The following is a 25425-nucleotide window of genomic DNA, read 5'->3' on the forward strand; positions in this document are numbered from 1 at the left end:
ATCAGCGCGGATCGGGCAGGGCTGCGGGGCCGGCCAGTTCCATGCGCACGCGGCCGCCGGCGGCGCGCGCGGCCGGCTGGGCCAGCGGCGGCTTCAGCAGGGCATAGAGCCCCAGCACGCTCTTGACGTAATTCTGCGTTTCGCGATAGGCCGGAATGCGGTCGCCCGCGCGCCGCACGGCGCCTTCGCCGGCGTTGTAGGCGGCCAGGGCCAGGTCGAGCCGGCCTTCGAACAGATCGATCAAATGCCGCAGGTAGCGCGCGCCGGCGGCCACGTTGGTGGCCGGGTCGGCGAGCTGCTGCTCGATGGTGCGGCGCGGCGCGCGCGCAACGCCGAAGCGTTCGGCCGTGGCCGGCATCACCTGCATCAGGCCCACGGCACCGCGCGGCGACACGGCCAGCGCGTCGAAGCCTGATTCGGTCGCGATTACTGCCTGCAGCAACTCGTAATCGAGCCCCTGCTGCGTGGCCGAGGCGCGCAGATGGTGCTTGACGCGCTTGACCTCCGGGGCGATGTCGAAATACGCCAGCCGCCGCACGCCCGCCGCCGTGGCCGAGGGCGCCGAGTCAGGCAGCACGATGCCGGTGCCGGCCGAGCGTCCATCGATGGCGGAATCGAACACGTCGCCACGGAAGTACAGCGTGTAGCGCTCGTCGACGCGCTCGGCCGCGAAGTGCGTCACGCCGCGTTCATCGACGTGAGCCCACAGGTCGGCATGGGCCGATTGCTGCAAAAACCATAGCAACAACCCCAGGCACATCAAGCGCGAGAGGCCAAAAACACCCCAAACACGCTCCGCCCACGCCGCACCGCCGCGCAGCGCACACCGCACCAAGCTGGGCTGGCCGCGCTGCGCAGCCATGTCAGATGTCCACATCCACGGCGTCGCCGTGCAGTTCCATCAGCTCGCGCCGGGCGGCGGCCTCGCCCTTGCCCATCAGCTTGGTGATGAGGCCTGCCGTGGCGGCAAAGTCCATCGCGCCCAGTTGCACGGGCAGCAGGCGGCGGGTGTCGGGGTTGAGCGTGGTTTCCCACAGCTGCTCGGCATTCATCTCGCCCAGGCCCTTGAAGCGGCTGATCTGGCACTTCTCGCGCGCCACGCCGTCCTTGACGCTCTTGTCGAGAATGGCTTCCAGCTCACCCTCGTCCAGCGCATACACCTTCGACGCCGGCTTCTTGCCGCGCGCGGGCACGTCCACCCGAAAGAGCGGTGGGCGCGCCACGTAGATGTGGCCCGTCTCGATGAGCTTGGGAAAGTGGCGAAAGAACAAGGTGAGCAGCAGCACCTGGATGTGCGAGCCGTCCACGTCGGCATCGCTCAGGATGCAGACCTTGCCGTAGCGCAGGCCCGACAGGTCGGGCGTGTCTTCGGGCCCGTGCGGGTCCACCCCCAGCGCCACCGAGATGTCGTGGATTTCATTGTTGGCAAAGAGCCGGTCGCGGTCGACCTCCCAGGTGTTGAGCACCTTGCCGCGCAGCGGCAGCACGGCCTGGCATTCCTTGTCGCGGCCCATCTTGGCGCTGCCGCCGGCAGAGTCGCCCTCCACCAGAAACACTTCGTTGTGCGACAGGTCGCGGCTTTCGCAGTCGGTCAGCTTGCCGGGCAGCACGGCCACGCCGGAGCCCTTGCGCTTTTCGACCTTCTGGCCGGCCTTCTGGCGCGTCTGCGCGGCCTTGATGGCGAGTTCTGCCAGCTTCTTGCCGTACTCGACGTGCTGGTGCAGCCAGAGTTCGAGCGACGGACGCACGAAGCTCGACACCAGCCGCACGGCGTCGCGCGAATTGAGCTTTTCCTTCACCTGGCCCTGAAACTGCGGGTCCAGCACCTTGGCCGACAGCACGTACGAAGCGCGTGCAAACACGTCCTCGGGCAGCAGTTTCACGCCCTTGGGCAACAGCGAATGCAGTTCGATGAAGCTCTTGACCGCGTTGAAGAGGCCGTCGCGCAGGCCTGCGTCGTGCGTGCCGCCTGCGCTGGTTGGAATCAGGTTGACGTAGCTCTCGCGCACCGGCGCGCCTTCGTCGGTGAAGCCCACGCACCAGGAGGCGCCCTCGCCTTCGGCAAAGCTTTCGTGGTTCCGGTCGGCAAAGCCTTCGCCCTCGAAGAGCGGAATCACCGGGTCGGCATGCAGCGTTTGCGCCAGGTAGTCGCGAAGACCGCCCTTGTACTGCCAGGTCTGCACGTCCTTGGTTTTCTCGTTGACCAGCGTCACCGTCACGCCGGGCATCAGTACCGCCTTGCTGCGCAGCAGATGAGTCAACTCCGCCATCGGCAGAACCGGGGTCTCGAAGTACTTCGGATCGGGCCACACGCGCACGGTAGTGCCCTGCTTGCGCTCGCCCGCAGCCAGCGGGCGTGACGTCAGCGGCTCGGTGACGTCGCCGCCCTGGAAGACGAGTTGCGCCATCTGGCCTTCGCGGTGCGTGCTGGCTTCCAGCCGCAGCGACAGCGCATTGGTGACCGACACGCCCACGCCATGCAGGCCGCCCGAAAAGCTGTAGGCACCGCCCTTGCCCTTGTCGAACTTGCCGCCGGCATGCAGCCGCGTGAACACCAGTTCGATGACGGGCGCCTTTTCTTCCGGATGCAGGCCGAAGGGAATGCCCCGGCCGTCGTCTTCGATGCCCACCGAGCCGTCGGCATGCAGCGTGACCTTGATCTTTTTGCCGTGGCCGGCCAGCGCCTCGTCAGCGGCGTTGTCCAGCACTTCCTGAATGATGTGCAGCGGGTTGTCGGTGCGGGTGTACATGCCCGGACGCTGCTTGACGGGCTCCAGGCCCTTGAGAACGCGGATCGAGCCTTCTGAATATTCGCTGGTGGAAGCGGATGCGGATGCGGGTTTGACTGCCATGGCGGCGGATTGTAGTAGCTGGATATAACCACAGCCCCGCCACACCTTTCTTTCAATGCCAGCAGACGAGCGAGCGCAGCCACACCGTTTTGGCTAAAGTCGCCGGATGCATAAAGAAACACAAAAACTGCCCGTGGTGCAGGTGCTGCTGTGCGGTGCCGCCATCGTCACGCTGTCGATGGGCATCCGCCACGGCTTTGGCCTGTGGCTGCAGCCGATCACGCAGGAGATGGGCTGGACGCGCCAGACCTTCGCGCTGGCGATCGCGGTGCAGAACATCGCCTGGGGCGTGTTCGGCATCTTTGCGGGCATGGCGGCCGACCGGTTCGGCGCGTTTCGTGTGCTGATGGGCGGCGCGCTGCTCTACGCGCTGGGCCTGGCCGGCATGGCGCTGTCGCCCACACCAGTGACCTTTGCGTTGACAGCGGGCGTGCTCATCGGCGCGGCGCAGGCCGGCACGACCTACGCCGTCATTTACGGCGTGCTGGGCAGGCAGATCGCGCCGGAGCGGCGCTCTTGGGCCATGGGCGTGACGGCGGCGGCGGGCTCGTTTGGGCAGTTTCTGATGGTGCCGGTCGAAGGCCAGCTCATCGCGCAGTTCGGCTGGCAAGAAGCGCTGCTGGCGCTGTCCATGCTGGTGCTGCTGATCGTGCCGCTGGCCTTCGGCCTGCGCGAACCCGGCTTTGGCAACGCGCCCGGCGGCGCGGCCAGCCCGCGCAAACAGTCCATCGGCCAGGCGGTGGGCGAGGCGCTGCGCTATCCCAGCTTCCTGCTGCTGACGGCGGGTTACTTCGTCTGCGGCTTTCAGGTGGTGTTCATCGGCGTGCACATGCCCAGTTACTTGAAGGACCACGGCCTGTCGCCGCAGGTGGCCAGCTATGCGCTGGCGCTGATAGGGCTGTTCAACATCTTCGGCACCTACTTGGCCGGCACGCTGGGCCAGCGAATTCAGAAGCGCTACATCCTGTCGTTCATCTACTTTGGCCGTGTGGTGGCGATCAGCGTCTTCCTGATGGTGCCGCTGACGCCCATGTCGGTCTATGTGTTCTCGGCCGTGATGGGTGCGCTGTGGCTGTCCACCGTGCCGCCAACCAACGCCACCGTGGCGCAGATCTTCGGCGTGCAGCATCTGTCGATGCTGAGCGGCTTCGTGTTCTTCAGCCACCAGATCGGCAGCTTTCTGGGCGTGTGGCTGGGCGGCTATCTATATGACCGTACTGGCAGCTACGATGTGGTCTGGTATCTGTCGATTGCACTGGGCGTCTTCGCCGGGCTCGTGAACCTGCCGGTGCGTGAAGCGCCCATCGCGCGCCAGCCGCAACCCGCCTGAACTGAAAAAACATGTCATCCGCTCTGCACCACTCCACCGCCGCGCCCTCGCGCCGCCAGCGCTTCGGCCGCTGGGCGGGATGGACCCTGGGTGCCGCGGTGCTGGTGGTGGTGTTCATGCTGTACGCGGAGCCGGATTTCGTCGTCATGATGGCCGATCAGGTTTGGGCGTGCTTCTGACACGCCATCTGTATCAAAACGGCCTCCAGCGCTTGATCCATAAGCGCAAGCAGCTATAAAAACAATAGCATGAAGAGTCACGGCGACGGAGCCCCTTCCGAATGGATCACGCGCTGGGCGCACCTGATGCCCGAGCGCGGCAGCGTGCTCGACGTGGCCTGCGGCGCCGGCCGGCATGTGCGCTGGCTGCACGCGCTGGGGCATGCGGTCACCGGCGTCGACCGGTCGCAAGAAGCATTGGCACCACTCGCCACGCTGCAGCCGCCCGTCGAAACTGTGTGCGTCGACATCGAATCAGGCCCGTGGCCGCTGGCCGGGCGCCAGTTCGGCGCGGTCATCGTCACCAACTACCTATGGAGGCCGCTGCTGCCCACGCTGATCGCCAGCGTGGCGCCTGGCGGCGTGCTGCTGTACGAGACCTTCGCGGCAGGCAATGAAACCGTCGGCCGGCCGGCGCGGCCCGAATTTCTTCTAGCGCCCGGGGAACTGCTGGGCGCCTGCGAGGGTCTGCGTACCGTGGCATTTGAAGATGGCTGGCTTGCATCGCCCGAGCGATTCGTGCAACGCATCGCCGCCGTCCGCGAGCAGCACGGCGCCGCCGCAAGCCGTCACCCGCTGGTCCCGCAAGGGGCTGCTGCACGGCAGGCTCCCTAGTTAGAATGCTCTTTTACCGTTTCACCACGCGGACATGACCCTTCCCAGCGCTCCTCTCACCGGCAGCATCGTCGCCCTCGTCACTCCCATGCACGAGGACGGCAGCGTGGACTACCCCACACTGCGCCAACTGATCGACTGGCATGTCGCCGAAGGCACCGACTGCATCGGCGTCGTGGGCACGACGGGCGAATCGCCCACCGTCAATGTCGAAGAGCATTGCGAGATCATTCGCGTCTCTGTCGAACAGGCTGCGGGGCGCGTGCCCATCATGGCCGGCTGCGGTGCCAACTCCACGGCAGAGGCCATCGAGCTGGCTCGCTTCGCCAAAAAGGTGGGCGCCGACACGCAACTGCAGGTGGTGCCCTACTACAACAAGCCCACGCAAGAGGGCCAGTACCAGCACTTCAAGGCGATTGCCGAAGCCGTGGGCGACCTGCCCATCGTGCTCTACAACGTGCCCGGCCGCACCGTGGCCGATATGCTGCACGACACGGTGCTGCGCCTGGCCAAGGTACCCGGCATCATCGGAATCAAGGAAGCCACCGGCAACATCGAGCGTGCGCAGTGGCTGATCCGCGAAGTGCCCAAGGGCTTCGCGGTGTATTCCGGCGACGACCCGACCGCCGTGGCACTGATGCTGTGTGGCGGCCAGGGCAACATCAGCGTGACGGCCAACGTGGCGCCGCGCCTGATGCACCAGCTCTGCGTTGCGGCCTTGGCGGGCGACGTGCGCCGCGCTATGGAAATCCAGTTCAGCCTGCTGCCTGTGCACAAGCACCTGTTCGTCGAGGCCAACCCCATCCCCGTGAAGTGGGCGCTGCAACGCATGGGCCGCTGCGGCGGAACGCTGCGTTTGCCCATGACGCCGCTCGCTGAATCCAACGAGTCCATCGTCGAGGGCGCCCTGCGCGCCGCCGGTCTGCTTTAATCCGCCACCTTTGCAGCACGTACCTGCCCGCTTCGGCACTCTCAGATCACAAGAGGATTTTCGCGTGAACGCTACTACTCGCCTGGGCCTGCTTGGCCTTGCCATGGCCCTGTCTGCCTGCTCCGTTCTGGAAAACGACAAGATCGACTACAAGAGCGCCACCAAGGGCTCCACGCTGGAGGTGCCGCCCGACCTGCGTCAGATCTCCACCGATTCCCGCTACGTCGTGCCTGGCGGCCCCGTGTCTGCCGCGGCCTTCGAAGCCGGCCAGGCGCAACGCCCTGTCGGCAAGGCCAACGCAGCGCCGCAGACCATCGGCGACGTGCGCATCGAGCGCGACGGCAACCAGCGCTGGCTGGTCGTCAACCGCCCGGCCGATCAGCTGTGGGAGCCCGTGCGCGACTTCTGGCTGGAAAACGGCTTCGTCTACACCACCGAACAGGCCAATCTGGGCCTGCTGGAAACCGACTGGGCCGAGAACCGCGCCAAGCTGCCACAGGACATCATCCGATCCACCATCGGCAAGATCTTCGACTCCGTCTATTCCACGGGCGAGCGCGACAAGTTCCGCACCCGCCTGGAGCGCAGCGGCAACGGCGGCACCGAAATCTTCGTGAGCCACCGCGGCATGGTCGAGGTTTATTCCAACACCCAGAAGGACAGCACCGTGTGGCAACCCCGCCCGGCCGACCCCGAGCTGGAAACCGAGTTCCTGCGCCGCCTGATGGTCAAGCTCGGCGTGAGCGAAGAGCAGTCCCGTGCGATTGCTGCAGCACCCGCCCAGGCCGTGCCTACCGCCCGCATCGCAGCAGTGGCCGGCGCTCCGGTGGTGCAGATCGACGAACCGTTCGACCGCGCATGGCGCCGCGTCGGCCTGTCGCTCGACCGTACCGGCTTCACCGTGGAAGACCGTGACCGCAGCCAAGGCGTTTACTTCGTGCGATACGTGGCGCCTACCGACAAGAAGGAACAAGGCTTCTTCGGCAAGATCTTCAACCGTTCGCCGGACGCCGTGCCACCGCTGAAGTACCGCATCGTGGTGCGCAGCGAAGGCAACCAAAGCACGGTGTCTGTACTCAACGCTGCGGGCGCGCCCGAATCGTCCGACAACGCACAGCGCATCGTGCGCGTGCTGGCGGACGACCTGAAGTAACTCGACCACGGTGCTGCGGTTTCGGAACCTGGCGAGCGGCAGCACCGGCAATGCCACGCTGATCGAAGGCAGCACTGGCGGACAGTCCCGCCGTCTGTTGGTCGATTGCGGTCTGGGCATTCGCACACTGGAAGGGCGGTTGGGCGCGGCGGGCATCGCGCTCGCCCAGCTCAACGCCGTGTTCATCACCCATGAACACTCTGACCACATCGGCTGCGTTCAGAAACTCGCCCTGCGCCACCGCGTGCCGGTGTGGATGAGCCACGGCACCTATGAAGCCATCGGCGCGCCTGATTTCGATGGACTGCTGCGCATTGCCCGCGATGGCGAGCCCATCGACCTGGGTGCGTTTGAAGCGCGTCCTTTCACCGTGCCGCACGATGCGCGCGAACCCCTGCACTTGCGTTGCAGCGACGGTGCGACGCATGTGGGCTTGCTGACCGACCTGGGCCACGCGTCAGACCATGTGCTGGAGCAACTGCGTGGCTGCCATGCGCTGCTCCTGGAATCGAACCACGACACGGACATGCTGCAAGCGTCCGCATATCCGGCCTTTTTGAAGCGCCGCATCAGCGGCCGTTTTGGCCATCTGCCCAATCACGTATCGGCCGACATCCTGCGCGCGGTGCGCCATGCGGGCCTGCGCCGCGTGGTCGCAGCCCACTTGAGCGCGCAGAACAACCATCCCGATCTGGCACGCGCAGCACTGGCCGAAGCCCTGGGTTGGCCCGCGGAGGCGGTGGATGTGGCACACCCGCGCGAAGGTACGGGCTGGATCGAAGCCGGCTAGCTCCGCCTCCTTGCGTTAATCGCCCGAGAGAGATGAAAGACAGAAACCTATAGGCAAAAAAAAGCCCCGACGTAAAGTACGGGGCTTGGAGTCCAACCCCGGGCTTGCACCCGCGGCGGAGTCTGTCCAATTTACTTGGCGGCGGAAGCGCCGGTAGCGGCAGCAGCAGCAGCGTCTGCAGCGGCCTTGGCAGCGTCGGAAGAAGGAGCGGCAGGCGCCATGGCAGCCGATGCGGGAGCAACGGGCGCGGAAGCAGCGGGCGTCACAACGGGTGCGGGCACTTCCACAGCGGCAGGAGCCGGTGCAGGAGCGGGTTCTTCCTTCTTGCCACAGGCGGCCAGGGCAGCAGCAGCGATCAAAGCGGCCAGAACGACGGAATTCTTCATTTCAGGTTTCCTCTTGGACAAACGGGATTCTTTGATTGGCCACACGTCCACCTCTTGCAGCGGTCCGGTTGGCCGGGCACGCCCAGTGGCGTGTGTGGTTGTAAATGCCAACAGGAAATTATAGGGAGTTTCGTCAATACTGACTAACACTGACGGGGCATTGCTGCAACCTCCGCGTCAGAGACCGAGCGTAGTGGCGGGAAAACCCGGCCCGCTCTTGCGCAAAAGCCACTCATCGAGCGACTCGCGCAACAGCACGCGTCTGTCGGGCTCTGTGCCAGACACGCCCACGCAACGCTCTGCATCCAGCCGGTGCAGGCCCCATCCCGGAGCCCACAGCGCGCTGGGCACCTCTATCGGTCGGGTACATGACGCCTTGCGGCAGTGAATAAGGTGGCCCCACCTGGTGCGCCACTGCACGAAGCGGGCATGCTGGCGCAGCACCGCGCCAAAGTCTGCAGCCAGCAACGTGCACGTGCGTCCGGCGCGAGCCCAAGCCTGCAGCGATTCGGCGACTGCCCGTTCGCCCAGCGGCCAGTCGTGAAAGTCCGGATCGCTGAGCACGATCTCTGTCCAGCCTTCGCGTGCGGCGCAAGCCAGCGCATCGCGCACCAGCTGGCGAAAATCCTCCCGTCCCACGAATCGGCCTTCGGGGAGCACGGGGGCTGCCGGAGGTTCGGGAATCATGGAATCGCTCATGGCGGCTGTGTTTCGGTCAGGCCTGAGACGCCTGAGCATGTGCCCAGCCGCTGTCGCACCATGAAGACAGCAACTCGAGCGCATCGTCGCTCGCCTTGGCCAGATCGCGCGCGCTCAGGGTGCGCTCGTCGGCCAGACGGCGCATCAACGTGGCGTCGCGACCCGCAGCGCGGTAGCTTTCGCCGTTGATGAACACATGGCGCTGGTCGTACATCATGCGGGTGCGCCGGTCCAGGGTGACACCTTCCAGCAAACCGCTGGGCGGCGCCGGTTCGAACCAGACGTTGGACTTGGGCTCGGTCAGCGACTCGCCCAACGCACGCTCCACCGAATGCAGGTCGGCCAACGCACGACGCACCGCATCGCGAGCGAAGGTCTGCAAAGCTTCGGGAATGGCCCCGGGTTGGCCCACAGCCTCCTGGCGCGGGTCGCGATAGATGGGCGTACCTTCGTCGTCGGTGGCTTCGTCGGCCAGGCGCAGCAGAATGTTCTGCGCCACGTCAGCCCGATTGGGCGATCGAAACCCAATGGAATAGGTCATGCACTCGCCTTCGGCAACACCGTCGTGTGCCCAACGGGGCGGCAAGTACAGCATGTCACCGGGCTCCAGCACGAACTCCTGTTCCGGCTCGAAATGTTCGAGCACCTTGAGAGGAATGCCTTCGCGCAGGGTGAAGTCCTTCTGCCGTCCGATGCGCCAGCGGCGCCGCCCATGGGCCTGCAGCAGGAACACGTCGTAGCTGTCGAAATGCGGTCCGACACCTCCGCCGTCGCTGGCATAGCTGATCATCAGATCATCGAGCCGCGCCTCGGGCACGAACCGGAACTGCTGCATCAACGCGTGCGTAGCATCGTCGTGCAGGTCAACGCCCTGCACCAGCAGCGTCCAGTCGGGCGTCTGCAACGCGGGCAGAGATCGACGCGCAAAAGGCCCGTGGCGCAGCAGCCATTGGCCCTTGCGCAACTGCACCAGACGCGATTCAACGCCTTCCGTGCCGGCCAGCGCGAACAAGTCGGCACGGCGTACCGGCGGCTGGAAACCGGCAATCGCCTGCCTCACCAGCAGTGGCTTCTTGTGCCAGTAGGTGCGCATGAATTGCGCTGGCGTGAGGCCTCCAAGCAGAGGCAAAGGCGATTGGACATCCATGGGATCGGTGCGGCCGCATTCGCGGCGGTGGTCAAACTGCGACAATTCTCCTATGGAAATCAAACAACAATGTGTGGTCGCTTTGACCTGGGTCTTGAAAGACACGCTGGGCGAAGAACTGGATGTGCTCGACGATCCGGTCGAATTTTTTGTCGGAGGCGACGATCTGCTGGAGCGGGTGCAAGAGGCCTTGCAGGGCCATGTGGCCGGCGCCCAGCTCGATCTGCACCTGGAGCCTGAAGAAGCGTTCGGCGAGTACCAGGAACAGTTGCTGTTTCTGGAGCCACGCTCGCTGTTCCCCAAGGAAATCGAAGAAGGTATGACCTTTGAAGGCGCCGCGTTGCCAGAGGGCAGCAACCCGCAAGCTCCACGCGATGCGCTCTACACAGTGTCACAGCTGTACCCGGACCACGTGGTGCTGGACGGCAATCACCCGCTTGCGGGCATTGCGCTTCGGCTGCACCTGGTGGTGCAATCTGTGCGGGAAGCGACGGACGAAGAGATAGCACGCGGAACGGCCGGCACAGGCTTTTTTCGCATACAGCCTGCAGAGTCCGACGGTAGTCATCTGCACTGAAATGACAACGGGCCCCACAAGGCCCGTTGTTTATCCCCAGGCAACCCGGGGACGATGGAAGGATCCGGTCGTTTACTGGCGCGAGATCTGACCGCCATTCAGACGAACTCGGTCGCCGGTACGCAGGTCACCAGGCGACGCGACCTCGTAGACGCGTTGTCCGCCCTGGTCCAGGTTGATGACAAGGCGATAGCCCTCAACACCACCGCTGCCGCCACGTCCTTCAATGGCATTGCCAGCCACACCACCGCCGACGGCGCCAATCACAGTGGCTGCCGCACGACCGCTGCCGCCGCCGATTTGATTACCCAGCACGCCGCCTACCACGGCGCCAAGTACTGCACCAGCGCCGCTGGTGCGGGGCTTGCTCTGCAGCGTCTCGATGTTGGACACGGTGCCGAACTCGGTGCCATATTGATTGTTGGCCACGGGCGCGTTGTTATAGACCTGAGTCGGCTGTTGCGACTGATATTCAGGATAACGAGGCTGCTGAGCGCAAGCAGCCAACGAGCCTGCTACGACCACGGAAGCAGCCAGAGTGGCGAGGCGGGATGAGGTACGCATGTGTGAACTCCTTTATCAGTGCAATGGCCGACGAGGCCTAAGCGTTGACCGATTGAACCATTGCACACACTTGCGTAGGTGCCGGCCGGCACGCGTCCATCTCGTAGTCCATGGCCTTACAGCGAGTACTGCCAACCGCGTCAGCATCGCGACTGTGCGTCGCGCGCCTGGGCTATGACTTAATGCTTGCCCGTAGAGCCGTAGCCCCCCTGGCCCCGCTCCGATGGAGCAGCGAACTCCGCTACCACGTTGAACTGCGCCTGAACCACCGGAACGATGACCAGCTGGGCCAGCCGCTCCATCGGCTGCAACGTGAATGCGGTATCGCTGCGATTCCAGGCGCTCACCATCAACTGACCTTGGTAGTCGCTGTCGATCAAACCCACGAGGTTGCCCAGCACGATGCCGTGCTTGTGGCCCAGTCCGGAGCGCGGCAGGATCAGCGCTGCGTAGCCTGGGTCTTGCAGGTGGATGGCGATGCCGGTGGGCACCAGCTGCCAGGCATTGGCCTCCAGCGTGAGCGGCGCATCGAGGCAGGCGCGCAAGTCCAGCCCGGCACTACCGGGAGTGGCGTAGGCCGGCAATTGCTCTGCCATGCGGGGGTCGAGAATCTTGACGTCGATCTTCACAAAAACCACTTTACTTTCTGGACTGGGATGCTTGGGACGCCTGCTCCAACGCATGCCACACGCGTTGCCAGAGGGATCTTGGCGCGGCCGATGCCGCAACGCGTCGGGCAGATTGCTTCGCGCTGCCACGCTGCGGCGTGGCGCCTGGTGTGGGGCCGTGGGCCTGGCTGGTCAGACGTTCGACATAGCTCGCGAAGTCGCCATCTGCAGGCGTGTCCGCATCGGGACGCATGGGAGAAAGTGACATGCAAGCTTTCGAGTGGAAAACAACGAGTGGAGAGGCACACGATCAGTCAGCGTGCAGCCGTTAGGCGACGAGCGATGTCAGCCACCAGTTTGCCCGCCAGTTCGCGCTTGGAGGCGCGTGGCAGCGCGCGATGGCCGTGCTCGTCGATCAATATCAGTGCATTGTCGTCTTGACCGAACGTGGCCGGCCCGATGTTGCCAACCAGCAGCGGCACGCCTTTGCGGATGCGCTTGGCACTGGCGTGTTCCAGCAGGTTCTGGCTCTCCGCAGCAAAACCGACACAGAACAGCGCGCCGGAACGCGCGCGCTCAGACCTCGCCACCGTGGCCAGGATGTCGGTGTTCTCCACAAACGTCATCGGGGGCACAGCACCCGTGCCGTCTTTCTTGATCTTCTGGTCGGCAGCGTGGGCCGGACGCCAGTCCGCCACGGCGGCAGTGGCGATGAAAACAGTCGCATCTGATGTGTGCGCCACAACGGCATCGAGCATTTCCTGTGCGGATTGCACCGATATGCGGCGCACGCCGCGCGGCACAGGCAAATGCACCGGCCCGGCCACCAGTGTCACCTGCGCCCCAGCCTCCCGCGCGGCGCGTGCAATCGCAAAACCCATCTTGCCGCTTGACCGATTGGTGATGCCTCGAACCGGGTCCATGGCCTCGAAGGTCGGACCCGCCGTGACCAGCACGTGCTGACCTGCCAGCAGTTTGGGGGCGAAAGCAGCTGACAGCTCTTCCATGATCTCGGCCGGCTCCAGCATGCGCCCGTCGCCTGTTTCGCCACAAGCCTGCTCGCCCGAGCCCACCCCCAGTACCGTGGCGCCATCGGCTGCCACCTGCGCCAGGTTGCGCTGAGTGGCAGGGTGCGCCCACATCTCACGGTTCATGGCTGGCGCCAGCAGCAGTGGAACACGATCGGTAGGCCGCGCCAGGCACAGCAGGCTCAGCAATTCGTCGGCCCGGCCCTGCACCAGGCGCGCGATGAAATCGGCGCTGCACGGCGCGATGAGGATCGCGTCGGCCTCGCGGCTCAGGTTGATGTGCGGCATGTTGTTGGGCTCGCGCGCATCCCACTGCGAGCAGTAGACCGGCCGACCGGTCAGCGCCTGCATCGTCACGGGCGTGATGAACTGGCCGGCGGCTTCGGTCATCACTACCTGGACAGTCGCACCGGCCTTGATCAGCAGCCGGCTCAGTTCAGCCGCCTTGTAACAGGCCACGCCCCCACTCAGGCCGAGGACGATGTGTTTGCCAGCAAGCTCATTCATAAGAGAGGAATTTAGCAGACGGGTGCAGTGCACGCAGGCTGCGGGGCCGGCAGGCCCGGCCGGGGTGCCCTCTATAATCCCGATTTCCCACCACCAAAAAAGACATGACCAAATTTGTCTTCGTCACCGGCGGTGTGGTGTCTTCCCTGGGCAAGGGAATCGCCTCAGCCTCCCTTGCCGCGATCCTCGAATCGCGGGGCCTCAAAGTCACTCTCATCAAGCTCGACCCGTACATCAACGTGGATCCGGGCACCATGTCCCCGTTCCAGCACGGTGAGGTGTTCGTCACCGACGACGGCGCCGAAACCGACCTTGATCTTGGCCACTATGAGCGTTTCATCGAAACGCGCATGAAAAAGACCAACAACTTCACCACGGGCCGCATCTACCAATCCGTGCTGGAGAAGGAACGCCGTGGCGACTACCTCGGCAAGACCGTGCAGGTGATCCCGCACGTCACCAACGAGATCCAGGAATACGTCAAGCGCGGCGCCGGCATCGGTACCACCGACGCGGTGGACGTCGCCATCGTCGAAATCGGCGGCACCGTAGGCGACATCGAATCGCTGCCCTTTCTGGAAGCCGTGCGCCAGCTGAGCCTCAAATTGGGGCCCAACAACGCCGCCTTCGTGCATCTGACCTACCTGCCCTTCATTGCGGCAGCGGGCGAGCTCAAGACCAAGCCCACCCAGCACACCGTGCAGGAACTGCGCAAGATCGGCATTCAGCCCGACGCACTGCTGTGCCGCGCCGACCGCCGCATTCCCGACGAAGAGCGCGAGAAAATCTCGCTCTTCACCAACGTGCCCGAATGGGGCGTGATCAGCATGTGGGACGTGGACACTATCTACAAGGTGCCCCGCATGCTGCATGAACAGGGCCTGGACGGCCTGATCTGCGACAAGCTGCGCCTGAACACGCCGCCCACCAGCTTGAAGCGCTGGGACCAGTTGGTGTACGAGACCGAACACCCGCAGGGTGAGGTCACCATCGCCATGGTCGGCAAGTACGTCGATCTGTCCGACAGCTACAAGTCCGTGAACGAGGCGCTGCGCCATGCCGGCATGAAGAACCATGTGCGCGTGAAGATCGAGCACGTCGATTCCGAGACCATCGGCACGGCAGAAGCGGATGCCAAGCTGGCCAAGTACGACGCCATCCTGGTGCCCGGCGGCTTTGGCGCGCGCGGCGTGGAAGGCAAGATCTGCACCGCCAAGTTCGCCCGCGAACACAAGGTGCCTTACCTCGGCATCTGCCTGGGCATGCAGGTCGCCACCATCGAATACGCACGCCACGTGGCCGGTCTGAAAGACGCCAACAGCACCGAATTCGAAGCTGCCACGCCCCACCCCGTGATCGCCTTGATCACCGAGTGGAAGGACGAGGACGGCACGATCAAGAAGCGCGATGCCAACTCGGACCTGGGCGGCACCATGCGCCTGGGCGCACAAAGCTCCGACGTGGCCCCGGGCACGCTGGCCCACCAGATCTACGGCAACGTGGTGACGGAACGCCATCGCCACCGCTACGAAGCCAACGTGAACTACCTGGACCAGCTGCGCCAGGCCGGCTTGGTGATCTCCGCGCTGACGCAGCGCGAACAGCTCACCGAGATCGTCGAGCTGCCGCAAAGCGTGCACCCCTGGTACATCGGCGTGCAGTTCCATCCGGAATTCAAGTCCACGCCCTGGAACGGCCACCCACTCTTCAACGCTTTCATCAAGGCGGCCGTCGAACACCAGGCCGCGCGCGCACCGGCGCTCGCATCGGCCACTGCCGCAGCGGCAGCCTGAACCCGCCGGAGACACAAGCCATGCAACTGTGCGGTTTCAACGTTGGACTCGACCAACGCTTCTTCCTGATCGCAGGCACCTGCTCCATTGAAGGCCAGCAGATGTCGCTGGACGTCGCCGGGCAACTCAAGGAAATTTGCGAGCAGCTCGGCATTCCGCTGATCTACAAGGGTTCGTTCGACAAGGCCAACCGCTCGTCCGGCTCCAGCAAGCGCGGTGTGGGGCTGGAGGCTGGACTGAAGATCCTGGACGAAGTACGCCGCCAGTTGCAGCTGCCCATCCTGACCGACGTGCACGACGCGTCCCACGTCGCAGAAGTGGCCAGCGTGGTCGACGTGCTGCAAACGCCCGCCTTCCTGTGCCGCCAAACCGACTTCATCCGTGCCGTGGCGCAATCGGGCAAGCCGGTCAACATCAAGAAGGGCCAGTTCCTGGCACCTTGGGACATGAAGAACGTGATCGACAAGGCCCGCGATGCCGCCCTGGAGGCGGGGCTGTCGCAAGACCGCTTCCTGGCCTGCGAGCGCGGTGTGAGCTTTGGCTACAACAACCTGGTGGCCGACATGACCAGCCTGGCCGAGATGCGCAAGTCGGGCGCGCCAGTGGTGTTCGACGTGACCCATTCGGTGCAAAAGCCAGGCGGCCAGGGCACGGTGAGCGGCGGCGCTCGTGAGATGGTGCCTGTGCTGGCACGCGCCGGCGTGGCCGTGGGCGTGGCAGGACTTTTCATGGAAACCCACCCCCGGCCGGCAGAGGCCTGGTCGGACGGCCCGAACGCCGTGCCGCTCAAACACATGAAGGCGCTGCTGGAAAACCTGGTGGCATTGGACACCGTCACCAAGAAGAACGGTTTTCTCGAAGACGACTTCAACGCCTGATTTTTGTCACCTTGAACGAACGACACAGAACGAGCCCAGCACCATGCCCAGTGGATATGTCATCGCCAGCGTTACCGTCACCGATCCCGTGCAGTACGAGGAGTACAAGAAGTGGAGCACGCACGCCATGCAGGTGCACGGGGCCGAGGTGTGCATCCGCGGAGGCAAGGTCGAAGTGCTGGAGGGCGACTGGAACCCCGGCCGTGTGGTGCTGCTGAAGTTTCCGAGCTTCGAGGCCGCGCAGGCGTTCTACGACACGCCCGAGTACCAAAAAGCCAAGGACGCGCGTGAAGGCGCTGCAGTGATGCGTATGGCGTGCATCGAGGGCGTTTAAACTCGCGCTTCGTAATTGATAGCTGCTCGCGCATACACATCAAGCGCTGGAGGCCGATTTCGTTTGCGAGCCGCCCAGCCACCCCCGATTTGAAACTTCCCTGAAGGAAACCCATGAGTGCGATTGTTGACATCGTCGGCCGCGAAGTGCTGGACAGCCGTGGCAACCCCACTGTCGAATGCGACGTGCTGCTCGAATCGGGCGTGATGGGCCGCGCCGCCGTGCCCTCGGGCGCCTCCACCGGCAGCCGCGAGGCCATCGAACTGCGTGACGGCGACAAGAGCCGCTACCTGGGCAAGGGCGTGCTCAAGGCCGTCGAGCACATCAATACCGAGATCAGTGAAGCCGTGCTGGGCCTGGATGCCTCTGAGCAGGCCTTCCTGGACAAGACCCTGATCGACCTGGACGGTACCGACAACAAGGGCCGCCTGGGCGCCAACGCCATGCTGGCCGTGTCCATGGCCGTGGCCCGCGCTGCCGCCGAGGAATCCGGCTTGCCCCTGTACCGCTACCTGGGCGGCATGGGCAGCGTGCAATTGCCCGTGCCGATGATGAACGTCATCAACGGTGGCGCACACGCCAACAACAGCCTCGACCTGCAAGAGTTCATGATCATCCCCGTGGGCGCCCCGAGCTTTCGCGAAGCCCTGCGCTGGGGTGCCGAGGTGTTCCATGCGCTCAAAAAGATCCTGCACGACAAGGGCATCAGCACGGCCGTGGGCGACGAAGGCGGCTTTGCGCCCAGCGTCGAGAACCACGAAGCAGCCATCCAGCTGATCCTGCAGGCCATCGACGCCGCCGGCTACACGGCGGGCGAGCAGATCGCCCTGGGGCTGGACTGCGCCGCCAGCGAGTTCTACAAGGACGGCCACTATGTGCTGGAAGGCGAAGGCGGCATCAAGCTCACGGCCCAGCAATGGACCGACATGCTGGCGGCCTGGGTCGACAAGTACCCCATCATCTCAATCGAAGACGGCATGCACGAAGGCGACTGGGAAGGCTGGAAGATCCTGACCGAGCGCCTGGGCAAGAACGTGCAGCTGGTGGGCGACGACCTGTTCGTCACCAACACGAAGATCCTGAAGGAAGGCATCGACAAGGGCATCGCCAATTCGATCCTCATCAAGATCAACCAGATCGGCACGCTGACGGAAACGTTCGCAGCCATCGAGATGGCCAAGCGCGCTGGCTACACCGCCGTGATCTCGCACCGCTCGGGCGAGACCGAAGACTCCACCATTTCCGACATCGCGGTGGGCACCAACGCCGGCCAGATCAAGACCGGCAGCTTGAGCCGCTCCGACCGCATCGCCAAGTACAACCAGTTGCTGCGCATCGAAGAAGACCTGGGCGACATCGCGCACTACCCTGGCCGCGACGCGTTCTACAACCTGCGTTGAGCCATTGAGCCGTTGCGCCGTGTGGGCTGAGCCAGCGACCGCTTTCGACGCTACCGGGCACTCTGCCCGGCGCCGCGCTCCTGCATGGGGCGCGGTGGCGTGCGTGCGTGCTGGCGTTGCTCTTGCGGCGGCAGTATGACCCAGCGCATCGTTCCGCTCATTCTGCTGCTGCTACTCGGCGGTGTGCATGCGCAGCTGTGGACGGGCCGCGGCAGCATCGCCCATGTGCAGGAGATGCAGGACAAAATCGCCGCGCAAAAGGCCGCCAACACCCAGGCGCGCCAGGCCAACGAGCGGCTCGCGTCCGAAGTGCACGATCTGCGCGAAGGCCTCGACATGGTCGAAGAAAAAGCGCGCAGCGAACTGGGCATGGTCAAGCCCAACGAGATCTACGTACAGATCACCGGCGTGCGCAAGTAGCCGTCGCGCGCTCGCCCAAACCCATGCTCCGCATCGCACTCCTGGCTGCCCATGCGGATGAAGCGCTGGCACTGGCCCAGGCCATCCACGCGTCAGAGCTCGGCCGCTCAATATCGGGCGAGACGTGGTTCGCAGACAGCCACCCACCCTTGATGGACGAGATGCGCCAGGCGGCAGCACCGGCGGACCAGATCTCAGACGTGCCGCGCCAGCATGCTGCGACCTACCAACTGACGCTGCTGTGCGGACTCGAAACGGCGTCGCATCTCTACCCCGGCGACGCCGAAGCTGAGGCTCTGCATGCGCGCCTGCGCAGCGCCTTGCACACGGCCCCCGTGGCCTACCAGGTGCTGTACGGCGACTTGCCAGCACGCCGGCGCCAGGCCTGCGAAGCAATCCAGGCCTTGGCTGGCCGTGGCATGACAGGCGGCACGCAATCGCAACGGCCATCCGCCGTGCGGGACGCCGACGACCGGCCCGCACATCTGCGCGCTTACGGCTGCGAAAAGTGCAGTGATCCGGAATGCGAGCGCCTGCTCTTCCAGCGTCTGCTGGCGTCCCACTGAGCCCAGCCGCACGCAGCAGTCAGTCGCTGCCAGCCGTGTTCGATCGCCGCCCGAATTGCTATTATTTCAATAGCCATCAGCGCTTATCCAATAAGCGCTAGAGGCCGATTTCATTCAGATTTACACTTGGCAGCCTCTGGTGGTCATCAGCGGCCGCCCGTCGACGACTACTGCACGGCGTCGGTGCCCGGCTGCAGTTGCACCACGCCGGTAAAGATCTGCGCTGCATCCACCGCATCAAAGCGGTATTGCTGGCCGCAATATTCGCAGCCCACTTCGATATCGTCGCGCTCGGCCAGGATGCTTTCGATCTCTTGCTGGCCCAGGCTGCGCAGCATGCTGCTCACGCGCTCGCGGCTGCAGGTGCAGGCAAAACGGGGGCCTTCCTCGCCCTGTTGCGGAGTAAAGCGCAGCAGCTTCTCGTCCCAGAAAAGGCGGCGCAGGATGGTGTCCGCGTCCAGCGACAGCAGCTCTTCGCGCGTCAGGCTGGAGGCCAGCGTGGCGATGCGGTTGTAGTCCTCGTTGTGGCCGATCTGGTCTTCGTTCTCGCGGTGGCTCAGCTCGCCGGCCAGGTTGCCCTCGCCTTTGATCGGCATGCGCTGGATCAGCAGGCCCGCCGCTACCTTGTCGTCGGCGGCCAGAACCAGCGTGGTGTCCAGCTGCTCGGACTGCAGCATGTAGTGCTGAAGTACGTCGCTGAGCTTGTCGAGCTTTTCCTGCTGGTCGCCGTGCAGCGGCACCACGCCCTGGTAGGGCTGGCGGCCGGGCAGGCGGTCCTTGGGGTCGAGCGTGATGGCGCAGCGGCCACCGCCGCCCACGTTGACCATGTCAGACAGGCGTGCCGACTCGGCGATCTCCCCCGGCACCGACGCCGTGGCGCGCAGGCTCAGGTCAGACTGCACCTCTGCCACCGCCAGCTTCACCGGGCCGTCGCCGAACACCTGCAGCACCAGCGCGCCATTGAACTTGATGTTGGACTGCATCAGCACCGCCGCCGCCGCCATCTCGCCCAGCAGTTCGCGCACCGGCACGGGGTAAGGTCCGGTCGCGGTGTTGCCCGCGCGGCGCGCGAGGATGTCGGTCCACGCATCGGTCAGCCGCACCAGCATGCCGCGCACGGGCAGACCATCGAAGAGAAACTTGTGGAGTTCAGACACCCTGTGACTTCCTGCAGAAAAAAAGAAAAATGGCCTGGCGAGCCGGGCACCTTTCGGTACACAAGCCCCCTGCCCGGCGCACCGGCGTTTAGCCAATGCGATGCAGCCCCGACCGGAACCGGCGGGCGTTCTCGACATAGCCCTGCGCGCTCTTGCGCAGGCCTTCGATCTGCTCGGGCGTCAGCTGCCGTACCGCTTTGGCGGGGCTGCCGATGATCATCGAGCCATCGGGGAATTCCTTGCCTTCGGTGACCAGCGCCCCCGCGCCCACCAGACAGTTGCGGCCGATCCTGGCGCCATTCAATACCACCGCGCCAATGCCTATCAGCGATTCGTCGCCCACCGTGCAACCGTGCAGCACGACCTTGTGGCCGACCGTCACGCGCGCGCCCAGCGTCAGCGGCTGGCCGAAGTCGGCATGCAGCACGCTGCCGTCCTGCACGTTCGTGCCCGCACCGATGGTGATGGGTTCGTTGTCGCCGCGCAGCACGGCGCCGAACCAGATGCTGGCGTCCTCATGCAGTTGCACATTGCCCATCACCTCGGCGCTGTCGGCCACCCAGGCCGAGTCCGCCACGCGCGGGGTCATGCCGTCGAGTTCGTAAAGCGCCATGGTGTCTCCTGCCTTGGATGGGATGTGGAACCCTAGAATTGTAGGGATGGAGCTTCGACAACGTGCCCTGCAGGTCTTGTGTATCACAGACCCTGAACAAAAAACGGCTGCAGCGCTTGATCTACAAGCGCAAGTAGCTACTATTTTAATAGCAAACGAAACGACACCTTCCGTACCGCAGCAGGTCGATCTGCCAGGCCGCCCGGCGCGGCCCGAACTGCGGCGCCACACCGAAATGGCGCGCCGCTCACCCGCTACGCCAGAGGGCCGCGCCGTGCTGATGCACGCCATTGCCCACATCGAGTTCAACGCCATCAACCTGGCGCTGGATGCGATCTGGCGCTTTGGCGGCATGCCCGACGCCTTCTACCGCGACTGGCTGCGCGTGGCCGGCGAAGAGGCCAGCCACTTCCGCATGCTGCAGGCTCATCTGCAAACGATGGGCCACACCTACGGTGACTTTCCTGCGCATCAGGGCCTGTGGACGATGTGCGAGAAAACGGCGCACGACATCGTCGCCCGCATGGCCCTGGTGCCCCGCACGCTGGAGGCCCGCGGCCTGGACGCCACGCCGCAGATCCAGAACAAGCTCCGGCAGGTGGGCACGCCCGACGCACTGGCAGCGGTGGAGATTCTCGATGTCATCCTGCGCGAAGAGATCGGGCACGTGGCGATTGGTAACCACTGGTATCGATTCGTATGCGAGCGTGACGGCTTTGACCCCGAAACGCACTACGGCGTGCTCGTTCGCCAGTACGAAGCGCCGCGCCTGAAGCCGCCGTTCAATGCCGCTGCACGACGCGCAGCAGGCTTCAGCGAGACGGAAATGCAGTGGCTGCAAAACGGCTGAAACCGGTGCCGCCCAGCAATTGAAGCCGCGGGCGCCCGCCCTGGGCCGTGTCAGCGTTCTTTCCTACAATGCATCGAAGCGTTTGCGCAGCCCCGGCCGTGCGATTGATGCACCATGCTGCGGCCAGCCAGCCCTCCAACTTCTTGCCCATGTCCACACCCCTGTCCCCCGTAGCTGACGCGATCTTGTCCACGGATGCACCCAGTGCCACCAGCGGCGCGATGATCGCGCGGCAGGCCATCGTCAACGGGCAGCAGGCCGTCATCGGCTACGAACTCTTCAATCGCTCGCGCGCACCGGTGGACCACACTGCCGCCAGCGACGTCATCCTCGTGTTCACCGCGCTGTCGCATGCAGGCACCGAAGACCTGGTCGGCAAAAAGCTGATCTTCGTGAACTGCACCCATGAAAGCCTGGCCGGCGGCCATCTGGAACTGGTGGACCCGGAAAAGGTGGTGCTGGAAATTCCACCGCTGGGCCATGCGGCGACCGAAGAAGTGACAACCCGCCTGCCCATCCTGTCGGAGTTGCGCGCCCGGGGTTTTCACCTGGCGTTCAACCACACGGTGCTCGAATCGGCCTACGCCCCGTGGCTGCCGCTGGCCGACTACATCAAGCTCGATCTGTCGGTGCTGGCGCCCGACCAGCTGGCCGTGCTGATCAACTACGCCGGCCGCCAGTCCAAGGCCGAACTGATCGCCGAAAAGGTGGAAACCGCCCAGCAGTACGACATGGCCTCCAGCAAGGGCGTGCAGCTATTCCAGGGCTTCTGGTTCTCGCGCCCTGCGCTGGTCGAGGCCAAGCTGCTCAGCCCCACGCAGCACAGCATCATTCAGCTCATCAATCTGGTGCGCAACCAGGCCAGCACCGACGAGATCGAAGAAGTGCTGAAAAAGGACGCGGGCCTGGCCTTCAACCTGATGCGGCTCATCAACTCGACCGGCTTTGGGCTGGCACGCGAGATCACGTCGTTCCGCCAGGCCGTCATGCTGATGGGCCTGAAAAAGCTGTTTCGCTGGGCGGCGCTTTTGCTGACGGCTTCGCGCAGCGGCGGCATTCCTTCGGCCGTGGGCCACACCGCCGTCGTACGCGGCCGCTTGATGGAACTGCTGGCGCTGGAAATCCTGCCCGCCGAAGAAGCCGACCAGGCTTTCGTCGTGGGCATTTTTTCGATGCTCGACGTGATGCTGAGCATGCCGCTGGCCTCCGCCGTGGGGCTGCTGCACGTGCCGCCGCCGGTGGCAGATGCCTTGCTCGAGCGCAGCGGCACGCTGGGCCAGCTGCTGGTGCTGGCCGAGGCCTGCGAATCGCACGACGACATGGCTTTCGACCAGGCGGCGCACAGCCTTAGCCTGTCGAGCCAGCAGATCAACTGGGCGCACTTGCAGGCGCTGGCCTGGGCCGACCACGTCGCAGACTGACCCGAAAAGAGCGCCCAGCACATACACGACGGCTCTCAATACCTGGGCGGGCTCGCTGGCGCATCGGCGAATGGGCGGATCACACGGCCTAGAATGAACGCACTCTCACCAGCCAGTGCCATTCGCCATGTCGAGCCCCTCCGATTCCCACTCACCGGACTTTCAGCCCACCCAGCCGCAAGGCTTGGAGCCCGCCGGCACACCTGCGGACGACGCTGACCAACACATCATCATTGCCCGCCAGGCCATCCTGGACGAAAGCCGCAAGGTGTTCGGCTATGAGCTGTTCGACCGATCCACCGCAGCCGACGCCCACACCGCTGCCAGCGATGCCGCGCTGCTGTTCAACGCCCTGTCGTATGCAGGAACGGACGCGCTGGTGGGCAAGAAGACGGTGTTCATCAACTGCACCCACGAAAGCCTGGCCGGCGGCCACCTGGAGCTGATCCACCCTGAAAAGGTGGTGCTGGAAGTGCCCACTCTGGACGAGACCGCCACCGCCGAAGAGATCGAAGGCCGCATTCCGGCGCTGGAAGGGCTGCGTGCCCGGGGCTTTAGGCTGGCATTCAGCCAGCATGTGCTGCGCCGCGCCTATGCGCGGTGGCTGCCGCTGGCCGCCTTCATCAAGCTCGACATGCTGGCCTTCCGGCCCGAGCTGGCCGAGCCGCTGGTGAAGTTCGCCCGCGCCAACAGCCAGGCCACACTGGTCGCCGAAAAGGTGGAAACGGCCGAGCAGCACGAACGCATGTCGGCCCTGGGCGTGAAGCTCTTTCAGGGTTACTGGTTCGCCCATCCCTCGCTGGTCAAGGCGCAGACCATTCGCCCGTCGCAGGCCACCATCATCCAGCTGATCAACCTGGTGCGCCGCCAGGCCTCCACGGCGGAGATCGAAGACCTGCTCAAGAAAGACCCGACGCTGTCTTTCAACCTGCTGCGGTTTATCAATTCGTCGGGCTTCGGTCTGTCGTGCGAGGTCACGTCGTTCCGCCACGCGGTGATGATCCTGGGCCTGAAAAAACTGTTCCGCTGGGCTGCCTTGCTGATGACGACCTCGCGCGCGGGCGGCTCGCCGCCGGCCGTGGGCCAAACCGCCGTGGTGCGTGGCCGGTTGATGGAGCTGCTGGCCGCCGAGCTGCTGCCGCCGGAAGAATGCGACAACGCGTTCGTCGTGGGCGTCTTCTCGCTGCTGGACACCATGCTGGGCGTACCGCTGGATAAGGCGCTGGAATCGGTGGCGCTGCCCCAGCCGGTGATCGATGCGCTGCTGCACGGCACGGGCGTCTTCGCCCCGTTCCTGGAACTCACCAAGGCCTGCGAAAGCGGCGACGACGTGGCCTTCGCCCGCGCGGCCGAAGCGCTGCACCTGTCCAACCGGCAGGTCAATTGGGCGCACTTGCAGGCGCTGACCTGGGCGGAAAGCCTGAACGCGGACTGAAGAAGCGGCGCCCACCACCTGCGGCGCCGTTTTACTATCAATAAATGAGCTACCAGCGCTTATGGGTAGGGCGCTGGAGGCCTATTTGGCTCTCATTAGTCCGTGTCACTGCGCCCGGATGTTCGCGGCTCGGATGACCTTCAGGTTGCTCTCCGACTCTGCCGCGATCTGACGGGCGAAATCCGCCGCCTTGCCGCCTGTCGCTACGTTGTCCGATGCATCCAGCCGGGCCTGCATGTCGGGCTGCGCCAGCGCCTTGTTGATCTCGGCATTGAGCCGATCCAGCACTGCGGCAGGCGTCTGCGCCGGCGCGAAGACGCCGAAGAGCGACGTGAGGTTGGCGGCGGGAAGGCCCAGCTCGGCCAGCGTGGGCACATCGGGCAAGGTGCCCAGCCGCTTGGGCGCTCCCACGGCCAGCGGGTGCAGCTTGCCGGCCTTCATCTGCTGCATCACGGCCGGGCCGGCATTGGTCGACAGCACCTCGAACTGCCCGCTGAGCGCGTCGTTGAGCTGCTGGCCGCCGCCCTTGTAGGGCACGTGCGTGATCTGCACCTGGCTGGCCAGCATGATCTGCTCGAGCATGATGTGACCCAGCGATGCCAGCCCGGACGTCGCCCAGCGCACCTCGCCCGGCCGCGCCTTGGCTCCGGCGATCAGTTGCCGGAAGTCCTTGGCGGCCGTGGCCGATGTGCCGACCAGCAGCACCGGTGAATACATGACGCTGGCCACCGGTGCGATGTCGCGCACCGGATCGAACGGCGACTTGCCCAGGTGCGGGTTCAGCACCAGCGGACTGATCGCCGAAAAGCCCAGCGTGTAGCCGTCGGGCGCGGCCTTGGCCACCGCATCCATGCCGATGCTGCCGCCCGCGCCGGCCTTGTTTTCCACCACCACCGGCGTGTCCAGCTGGGCCGAGAGCTTGTCGCCCAGGGAGCGCGCCACCACGTCGCTCACCCCGCCCGCCGGGTACGCCACGATGATGCGGATCGGCTTGGAAGGCCAAGCGGGCTGCGCCAGGGCAGTCAAAGGAACAGCGGCCAGCAGGCCGGAGATGCAGAGCGCCAGGCGCCGGTGGATGCGTGACATGAGAAGCCTAAAAAGGTCAGAAAAAAGAAAAGAACGAAGAAAAAACAGGACTGAGCAGCATCACCCA

Annotated in this window: 27 protein-coding genes; 16 read left to right on the plus strand and 11 right to left on the minus strand. The window is 64.8% G+C overall.

From position 1 onward, the window contains the following. Window position 1: 1 nt before the first annotated feature. A complete protein-coding gene (locus RQI28_RS11815) occupies window positions 2-877 on the minus strand; it encodes a lytic transglycosylase domain-containing protein (RefSeq protein ID WP_404976902.1) in 876 nt (291 codons plus the stop codon). Continuing rightward, window positions 864-2852 (minus strand): DNA topoisomerase IV subunit B, encoded by a 1989-nt coding sequence (locus RQI28_RS11820; RefSeq protein ID WP_311222791.1) that lies wholly within the window; start codon window positions 2850-2852, stop codon window positions 864-866. The genes RQI28_RS11815 and RQI28_RS11820 overlap by 14 nt, the downstream gene beginning before the upstream one ends. 106 nt (window positions 2853-2958) lie before the next feature. Here RQI28_RS11820 and RQI28_RS11825 point away from each other — a divergent pair, with 106 nt between their 5' ends. The 6 genes from RQI28_RS11825 to RQI28_RS11850 all read left to right on the plus strand — a co-directional run bounded on the left by RQI28_RS11825 (window position 2959) and on the right by RQI28_RS11850 (window position 7889). Next, window positions 2959-4182, plus strand: a complete 1224-nt coding sequence (locus tag RQI28_RS11825; protein WP_311222792.1) for an MFS transporter — start codon at window positions 2959-2961, stop codon at window positions 4180-4182. Between the two features lie 11 nt (window positions 4183-4193). Beyond that, the gene (locus RQI28_RS11830) at window positions 4194-4361 is read left to right on the plus strand and encodes a hypothetical protein (RefSeq protein ID WP_311222793.1); all 168 of its coding nucleotides are present in this window, start codon (window positions 4194-4196) and stop codon (window positions 4359-4361) included. Window positions 4362-4430: 69 nt separating this feature from the next. Next, complete coding sequence (locus tag RQI28_RS11835; RefSeq protein WP_311222794.1) at window positions 4431-5015, plus strand: class I SAM-dependent methyltransferase; 585 nt, start codon at window positions 4431-4433, stop codon at window positions 5013-5015. Between the two features lie 34 nt (window positions 5016-5049). After that, window positions 5050-5946, plus strand: coding sequence for a 4-hydroxy-tetrahydrodipicolinate synthase (gene dapA / locus RQI28_RS11840; RefSeq protein ID WP_311222795.1), 897 nt, complete (start codon window positions 5050-5052; stop codon window positions 5944-5946). A 64-nt stretch (window positions 5947-6010) separates the two neighbouring features. Then, window positions 6011-7099, plus strand: a complete 1089-nt coding sequence (gene bamC / locus RQI28_RS11845; protein ID WP_311222796.1) for an outer membrane protein assembly factor BamC — start codon at window positions 6011-6013, stop codon at window positions 7097-7099. Between the two features lie 10 nt (window positions 7100-7109). Beyond that, complete coding sequence (locus RQI28_RS11850; RefSeq protein WP_311222797.1) at window positions 7110-7889, plus strand: MBL fold metallo-hydrolase; 780 nt, start codon at window positions 7110-7112, stop codon at window positions 7887-7889. 131 nt (window positions 7890-8020) lie between these two features. Here the strand turns inward: RQI28_RS11850 and RQI28_RS11855 are convergent, their stop codons facing one another. From RQI28_RS11855 to RQI28_RS11865, 3 genes are all read right to left on the minus strand, one after another. Continuing rightward, complete coding sequence (locus tag RQI28_RS11855) at window positions 8021-8275, minus strand: hypothetical protein (RefSeq protein WP_311222798.1); 255 nt, start codon at window positions 8273-8275, stop codon at window positions 8021-8023. A 177-nt stretch (window positions 8276-8452) separates the two neighbouring features. Then, window positions 8453-8974: a hypothetical protein gene (locus RQI28_RS11860; RefSeq protein ID WP_311222799.1), complete on the minus strand. Its 522-nt coding sequence runs from the start codon at window positions 8972-8974 to the stop codon at window positions 8453-8455. Window positions 8975-8990: 16 nt separating this feature from the next. After that, complete coding sequence (locus RQI28_RS11865; protein ID WP_311222800.1) at window positions 8991-10121, minus strand: cupin domain-containing protein; 1131 nt, start codon at window positions 10119-10121, stop codon at window positions 8991-8993. 52 nt (window positions 10122-10173) lie between these two features. Between RQI28_RS11865 and RQI28_RS11870 the strand changes: the two genes are divergently transcribed. Continuing rightward, a complete protein-coding gene (locus RQI28_RS11870) occupies window positions 10174-10698 on the plus strand; it encodes a peptidylprolyl isomerase (RefSeq protein WP_311222801.1) in 525 nt (174 codons plus the stop codon). A 72-nt stretch (window positions 10699-10770) separates the two neighbouring features. Here RQI28_RS11870 and RQI28_RS11875 read toward each other — a convergent pair whose 3' ends face one another. The 3 genes from RQI28_RS11875 to coaBC form a co-directional block, all read right to left on the minus strand. Then, window positions 10771-11262: a glycine zipper 2TM domain-containing protein gene (locus RQI28_RS11875; RefSeq protein ID WP_311222802.1), complete on the minus strand. Its 492-nt coding sequence runs from the start codon at window positions 11260-11262 to the stop codon at window positions 10771-10773. Window positions 11263-11441: 179 nt separating this feature from the next. Beyond that, window positions 11442-11891 (minus strand): dUTP diphosphatase, encoded by a 450-nt coding sequence (gene dut, locus RQI28_RS11880; protein WP_311222803.1) that lies wholly within the window; start codon window positions 11889-11891, stop codon window positions 11442-11444. Between the two features lie 293 nt (window positions 11892-12184). Then, window positions 12185-13405, minus strand: a complete 1221-nt coding sequence (gene coaBC, locus RQI28_RS11885; protein WP_311222804.1) for a bifunctional phosphopantothenoylcysteine decarboxylase/phosphopantothenate--cysteine ligase CoaBC — start codon at window positions 13403-13405, stop codon at window positions 12185-12187. Between the two features lie 104 nt (window positions 13406-13509). On the opposite strand from coaBC, the gene RQI28_RS11890 reads away from it, so the two are divergent. From RQI28_RS11890 to RQI28_RS11915, 6 genes are all read left to right on the plus strand, one after another. Beyond that, entirely contained in the window at window positions 13510-15198 is a 1689-nt protein-coding gene (locus RQI28_RS11890; RefSeq protein ID WP_311222805.1) for a CTP synthase, read from the plus strand. A gap of 20 nt (window positions 15199-15218) precedes the next feature. Next, complete coding sequence (kdsA, locus tag RQI28_RS11895) at window positions 15219-16076, plus strand: 3-deoxy-8-phosphooctulonate synthase (protein WP_311222806.1); 858 nt, start codon at window positions 15219-15221, stop codon at window positions 16074-16076. Window positions 16077-16119: 43 nt separating this feature from the next. Further along, entirely contained in the window at window positions 16120-16410 is a 291-nt protein-coding gene (locus tag RQI28_RS11900; RefSeq protein WP_311222807.1) for a DUF1330 domain-containing protein, read from the plus strand. 113 nt (window positions 16411-16523) lie between these two features. Next, window positions 16524-17810, plus strand: coding sequence for a phosphopyruvate hydratase (gene eno, locus RQI28_RS11905; protein ID WP_311222808.1), 1287 nt, complete (start codon window positions 16524-16526; stop codon window positions 17808-17810). A gap of 135 nt (window positions 17811-17945) precedes the next feature. Then, window positions 17946-18230, plus strand: coding sequence for a septum formation initiator family protein (locus RQI28_RS11910; RefSeq protein WP_311222809.1), 285 nt, complete (start codon window positions 17946-17948; stop codon window positions 18228-18230). A gap of 23 nt (window positions 18231-18253) precedes the next feature. After that, window positions 18254-18796: a hypothetical protein gene (locus tag RQI28_RS11915; protein WP_311222810.1), complete on the plus strand. Its 543-nt coding sequence runs from the start codon at window positions 18254-18256 to the stop codon at window positions 18794-18796. Between the two features lie 167 nt (window positions 18797-18963). Here RQI28_RS11915 and RQI28_RS11920 read toward each other — a convergent pair whose 3' ends face one another. Beyond that, window positions 18964-19953 carry an Hsp33 family molecular chaperone HslO gene (locus RQI28_RS11920; RefSeq protein WP_311222811.1) on the minus strand — a complete coding sequence of 330 codons (990 nt, stop codon included), beginning with the start codon at window positions 19951-19953 and terminating at the stop codon, window positions 18964-18966. 88 nt (window positions 19954-20041) lie between these two features. After that, window positions 20042-20566 carry a gamma carbonic anhydrase family protein gene (locus RQI28_RS11925; protein WP_311222812.1) on the minus strand — a complete coding sequence of 175 codons (525 nt, stop codon included), beginning with the start codon at window positions 20564-20566 and terminating at the stop codon, window positions 20042-20044. A gap of 46 nt (window positions 20567-20612) precedes the next feature. Between RQI28_RS11925 and RQI28_RS11930 the strand changes: the two genes are divergently transcribed. The 3 genes from RQI28_RS11930 to RQI28_RS11940 all read left to right on the plus strand — a co-directional run bounded on the left by RQI28_RS11930 (window position 20613) and on the right by RQI28_RS11940 (window position 24272). Continuing rightward, the gene (locus RQI28_RS11930; protein ID WP_311222813.1) at window positions 20613-21416 is read left to right on the plus strand and encodes a ferritin-like domain-containing protein; all 804 of its coding nucleotides are present in this window, start codon (window positions 20613-20615) and stop codon (window positions 21414-21416) included. Window positions 21417-21565: 149 nt separating this feature from the next. Then, window positions 21566-22837, plus strand: a complete 1272-nt coding sequence (locus tag RQI28_RS11935; protein WP_311222814.1) for an HDOD domain-containing protein — start codon at window positions 21566-21568, stop codon at window positions 22835-22837. A 127-nt stretch (window positions 22838-22964) separates the two neighbouring features. Continuing rightward, a complete protein-coding gene (locus RQI28_RS11940) occupies window positions 22965-24272 on the plus strand; it encodes an HDOD domain-containing protein (RefSeq protein WP_311222815.1) in 1308 nt (435 codons plus the stop codon). Window positions 24273-24377: 105 nt separating this feature from the next. Here RQI28_RS11940 and RQI28_RS11945 read toward each other — a convergent pair whose 3' ends face one another. Further along, complete coding sequence (locus tag RQI28_RS11945) at window positions 24378-25358, minus strand: tripartite tricarboxylate transporter substrate binding protein (RefSeq protein WP_311222816.1); 981 nt, start codon at window positions 25356-25358, stop codon at window positions 24378-24380. Window positions 25359-25425: the final 67 nt, after the last annotated feature.

It is taken from the genome of Acidovorax sp. WCS2018Noco2-16 (assembly GCF_031843945.1).
Taxonomy (GTDB): domain Bacteria; phylum Pseudomonadota; class Gammaproteobacteria; order Burkholderiales; family Burkholderiaceae_C; genus Paracidovorax.

Coding starts and splice junctions, on each gene's coding strand:
- RQI28_RS11815 (WP_404976902.1), bottom strand. CDS start 877: ATGTGGACATCTGACATGGCTGCGCAGCGCGGCCAGCCCAGCTTGGTG.
- RQI28_RS11930 (WP_311222813.1), top strand. CDS start 20,613: ATGGAGCTTCGACAACGTGCCCTGCAGGTCTTGTGTATCACAGACCCT.
- RQI28_RS11890 (WP_311222805.1), top strand. CDS start 13,510: ATGACCAAATTTGTCTTCGTCACCGGCGGTGTGGTGTCTTCCCTGGGC.
- RQI28_RS11900 (WP_311222807.1), top strand. CDS start 16,120: ATGCCCAGTGGATATGTCATCGCCAGCGTTACCGTCACCGATCCCGTG.
- RQI28_RS11935 (WP_311222814.1), top strand. CDS start 21,566: ATGTCCACACCCCTGTCCCCCGTAGCTGACGCGATCTTGTCCACGGAT.
- RQI28_RS11870 (WP_311222801.1), top strand. CDS start 10,174: ATGGAAATCAAACAACAATGTGTGGTCGCTTTGACCTGGGTCTTGAAA.
- RQI28_RS11820 (WP_311222791.1), bottom strand. CDS start 2,852: ATGGCAGTCAAACCCGCATCCGCATCCGCTTCCACCAGCGAATATTCA.
- RQI28_RS11915 (WP_311222810.1), top strand. CDS start 18,254: ATGCTCCGCATCGCACTCCTGGCTGCCCATGCGGATGAAGCGCTGGCA.
- RQI28_RS11835 (WP_311222794.1), top strand. CDS start 4,431: ATGAAGAGTCACGGCGACGGAGCCCCTTCCGAATGGATCACGCGCTGG.
- coaBC (WP_311222804.1), bottom strand. CDS start 13,405: ATGAATGAGCTTGCTGGCAAACACATCGTCCTCGGCCTGAGTGGGGGC.
- RQI28_RS11830 (WP_311222793.1), top strand. CDS start 4,194: ATGTCATCCGCTCTGCACCACTCCACCGCCGCGCCCTCGCGCCGCCAG.
- RQI28_RS11855 (WP_311222798.1), bottom strand. CDS start 8,275: ATGAAGAATTCCGTCGTTCTGGCCGCTTTGATCGCTGCTGCTGCCCTG.
- dapA (WP_311222795.1), top strand. CDS start 5,050: ATGACCCTTCCCAGCGCTCCTCTCACCGGCAGCATCGTCGCCCTCGTC.
- eno (WP_311222808.1), top strand. CDS start 16,524: ATGAGTGCGATTGTTGACATCGTCGGCCGCGAAGTGCTGGACAGCCGT.
- RQI28_RS11910 (WP_311222809.1), top strand. CDS start 17,946: ATGACCCAGCGCATCGTTCCGCTCATTCTGCTGCTGCTACTCGGCGGT.
- RQI28_RS11940 (WP_311222815.1), top strand. CDS start 22,965: ATGTCGAGCCCCTCCGATTCCCACTCACCGGACTTTCAGCCCACCCAG.
- RQI28_RS11860 (WP_311222799.1), bottom strand. CDS start 8,974: ATGAGCGATTCCATGATTCCCGAACCTCCGGCAGCCCCCGTGCTCCCC.
- kdsA (WP_311222806.1), top strand. CDS start 15,219: ATGCAACTGTGCGGTTTCAACGTTGGACTCGACCAACGCTTCTTCCTG.
- RQI28_RS11825 (WP_311222792.1), top strand. CDS start 2,959: ATGCATAAAGAAACACAAAAACTGCCCGTGGTGCAGGTGCTGCTGTGC.
- RQI28_RS11945 (WP_311222816.1), bottom strand. CDS start 25,358: ATGTCACGCATCCACCGGCGCCTGGCGCTCTGCATCTCCGGCCTGCTG.
- RQI28_RS11875 (WP_311222802.1), bottom strand. CDS start 11,262: ATGCGTACCTCATCCCGCCTCGCCACTCTGGCTGCTTCCGTGGTCGTA.
- RQI28_RS11925 (WP_311222812.1), bottom strand. CDS start 20,566: ATGGCGCTTTACGAACTCGACGGCATGACCCCGCGCGTGGCGGACTCG.
- RQI28_RS11865 (WP_311222800.1), bottom strand. CDS start 10,121: ATGGATGTCCAATCGCCTTTGCCTCTGCTTGGAGGCCTCACGCCAGCG.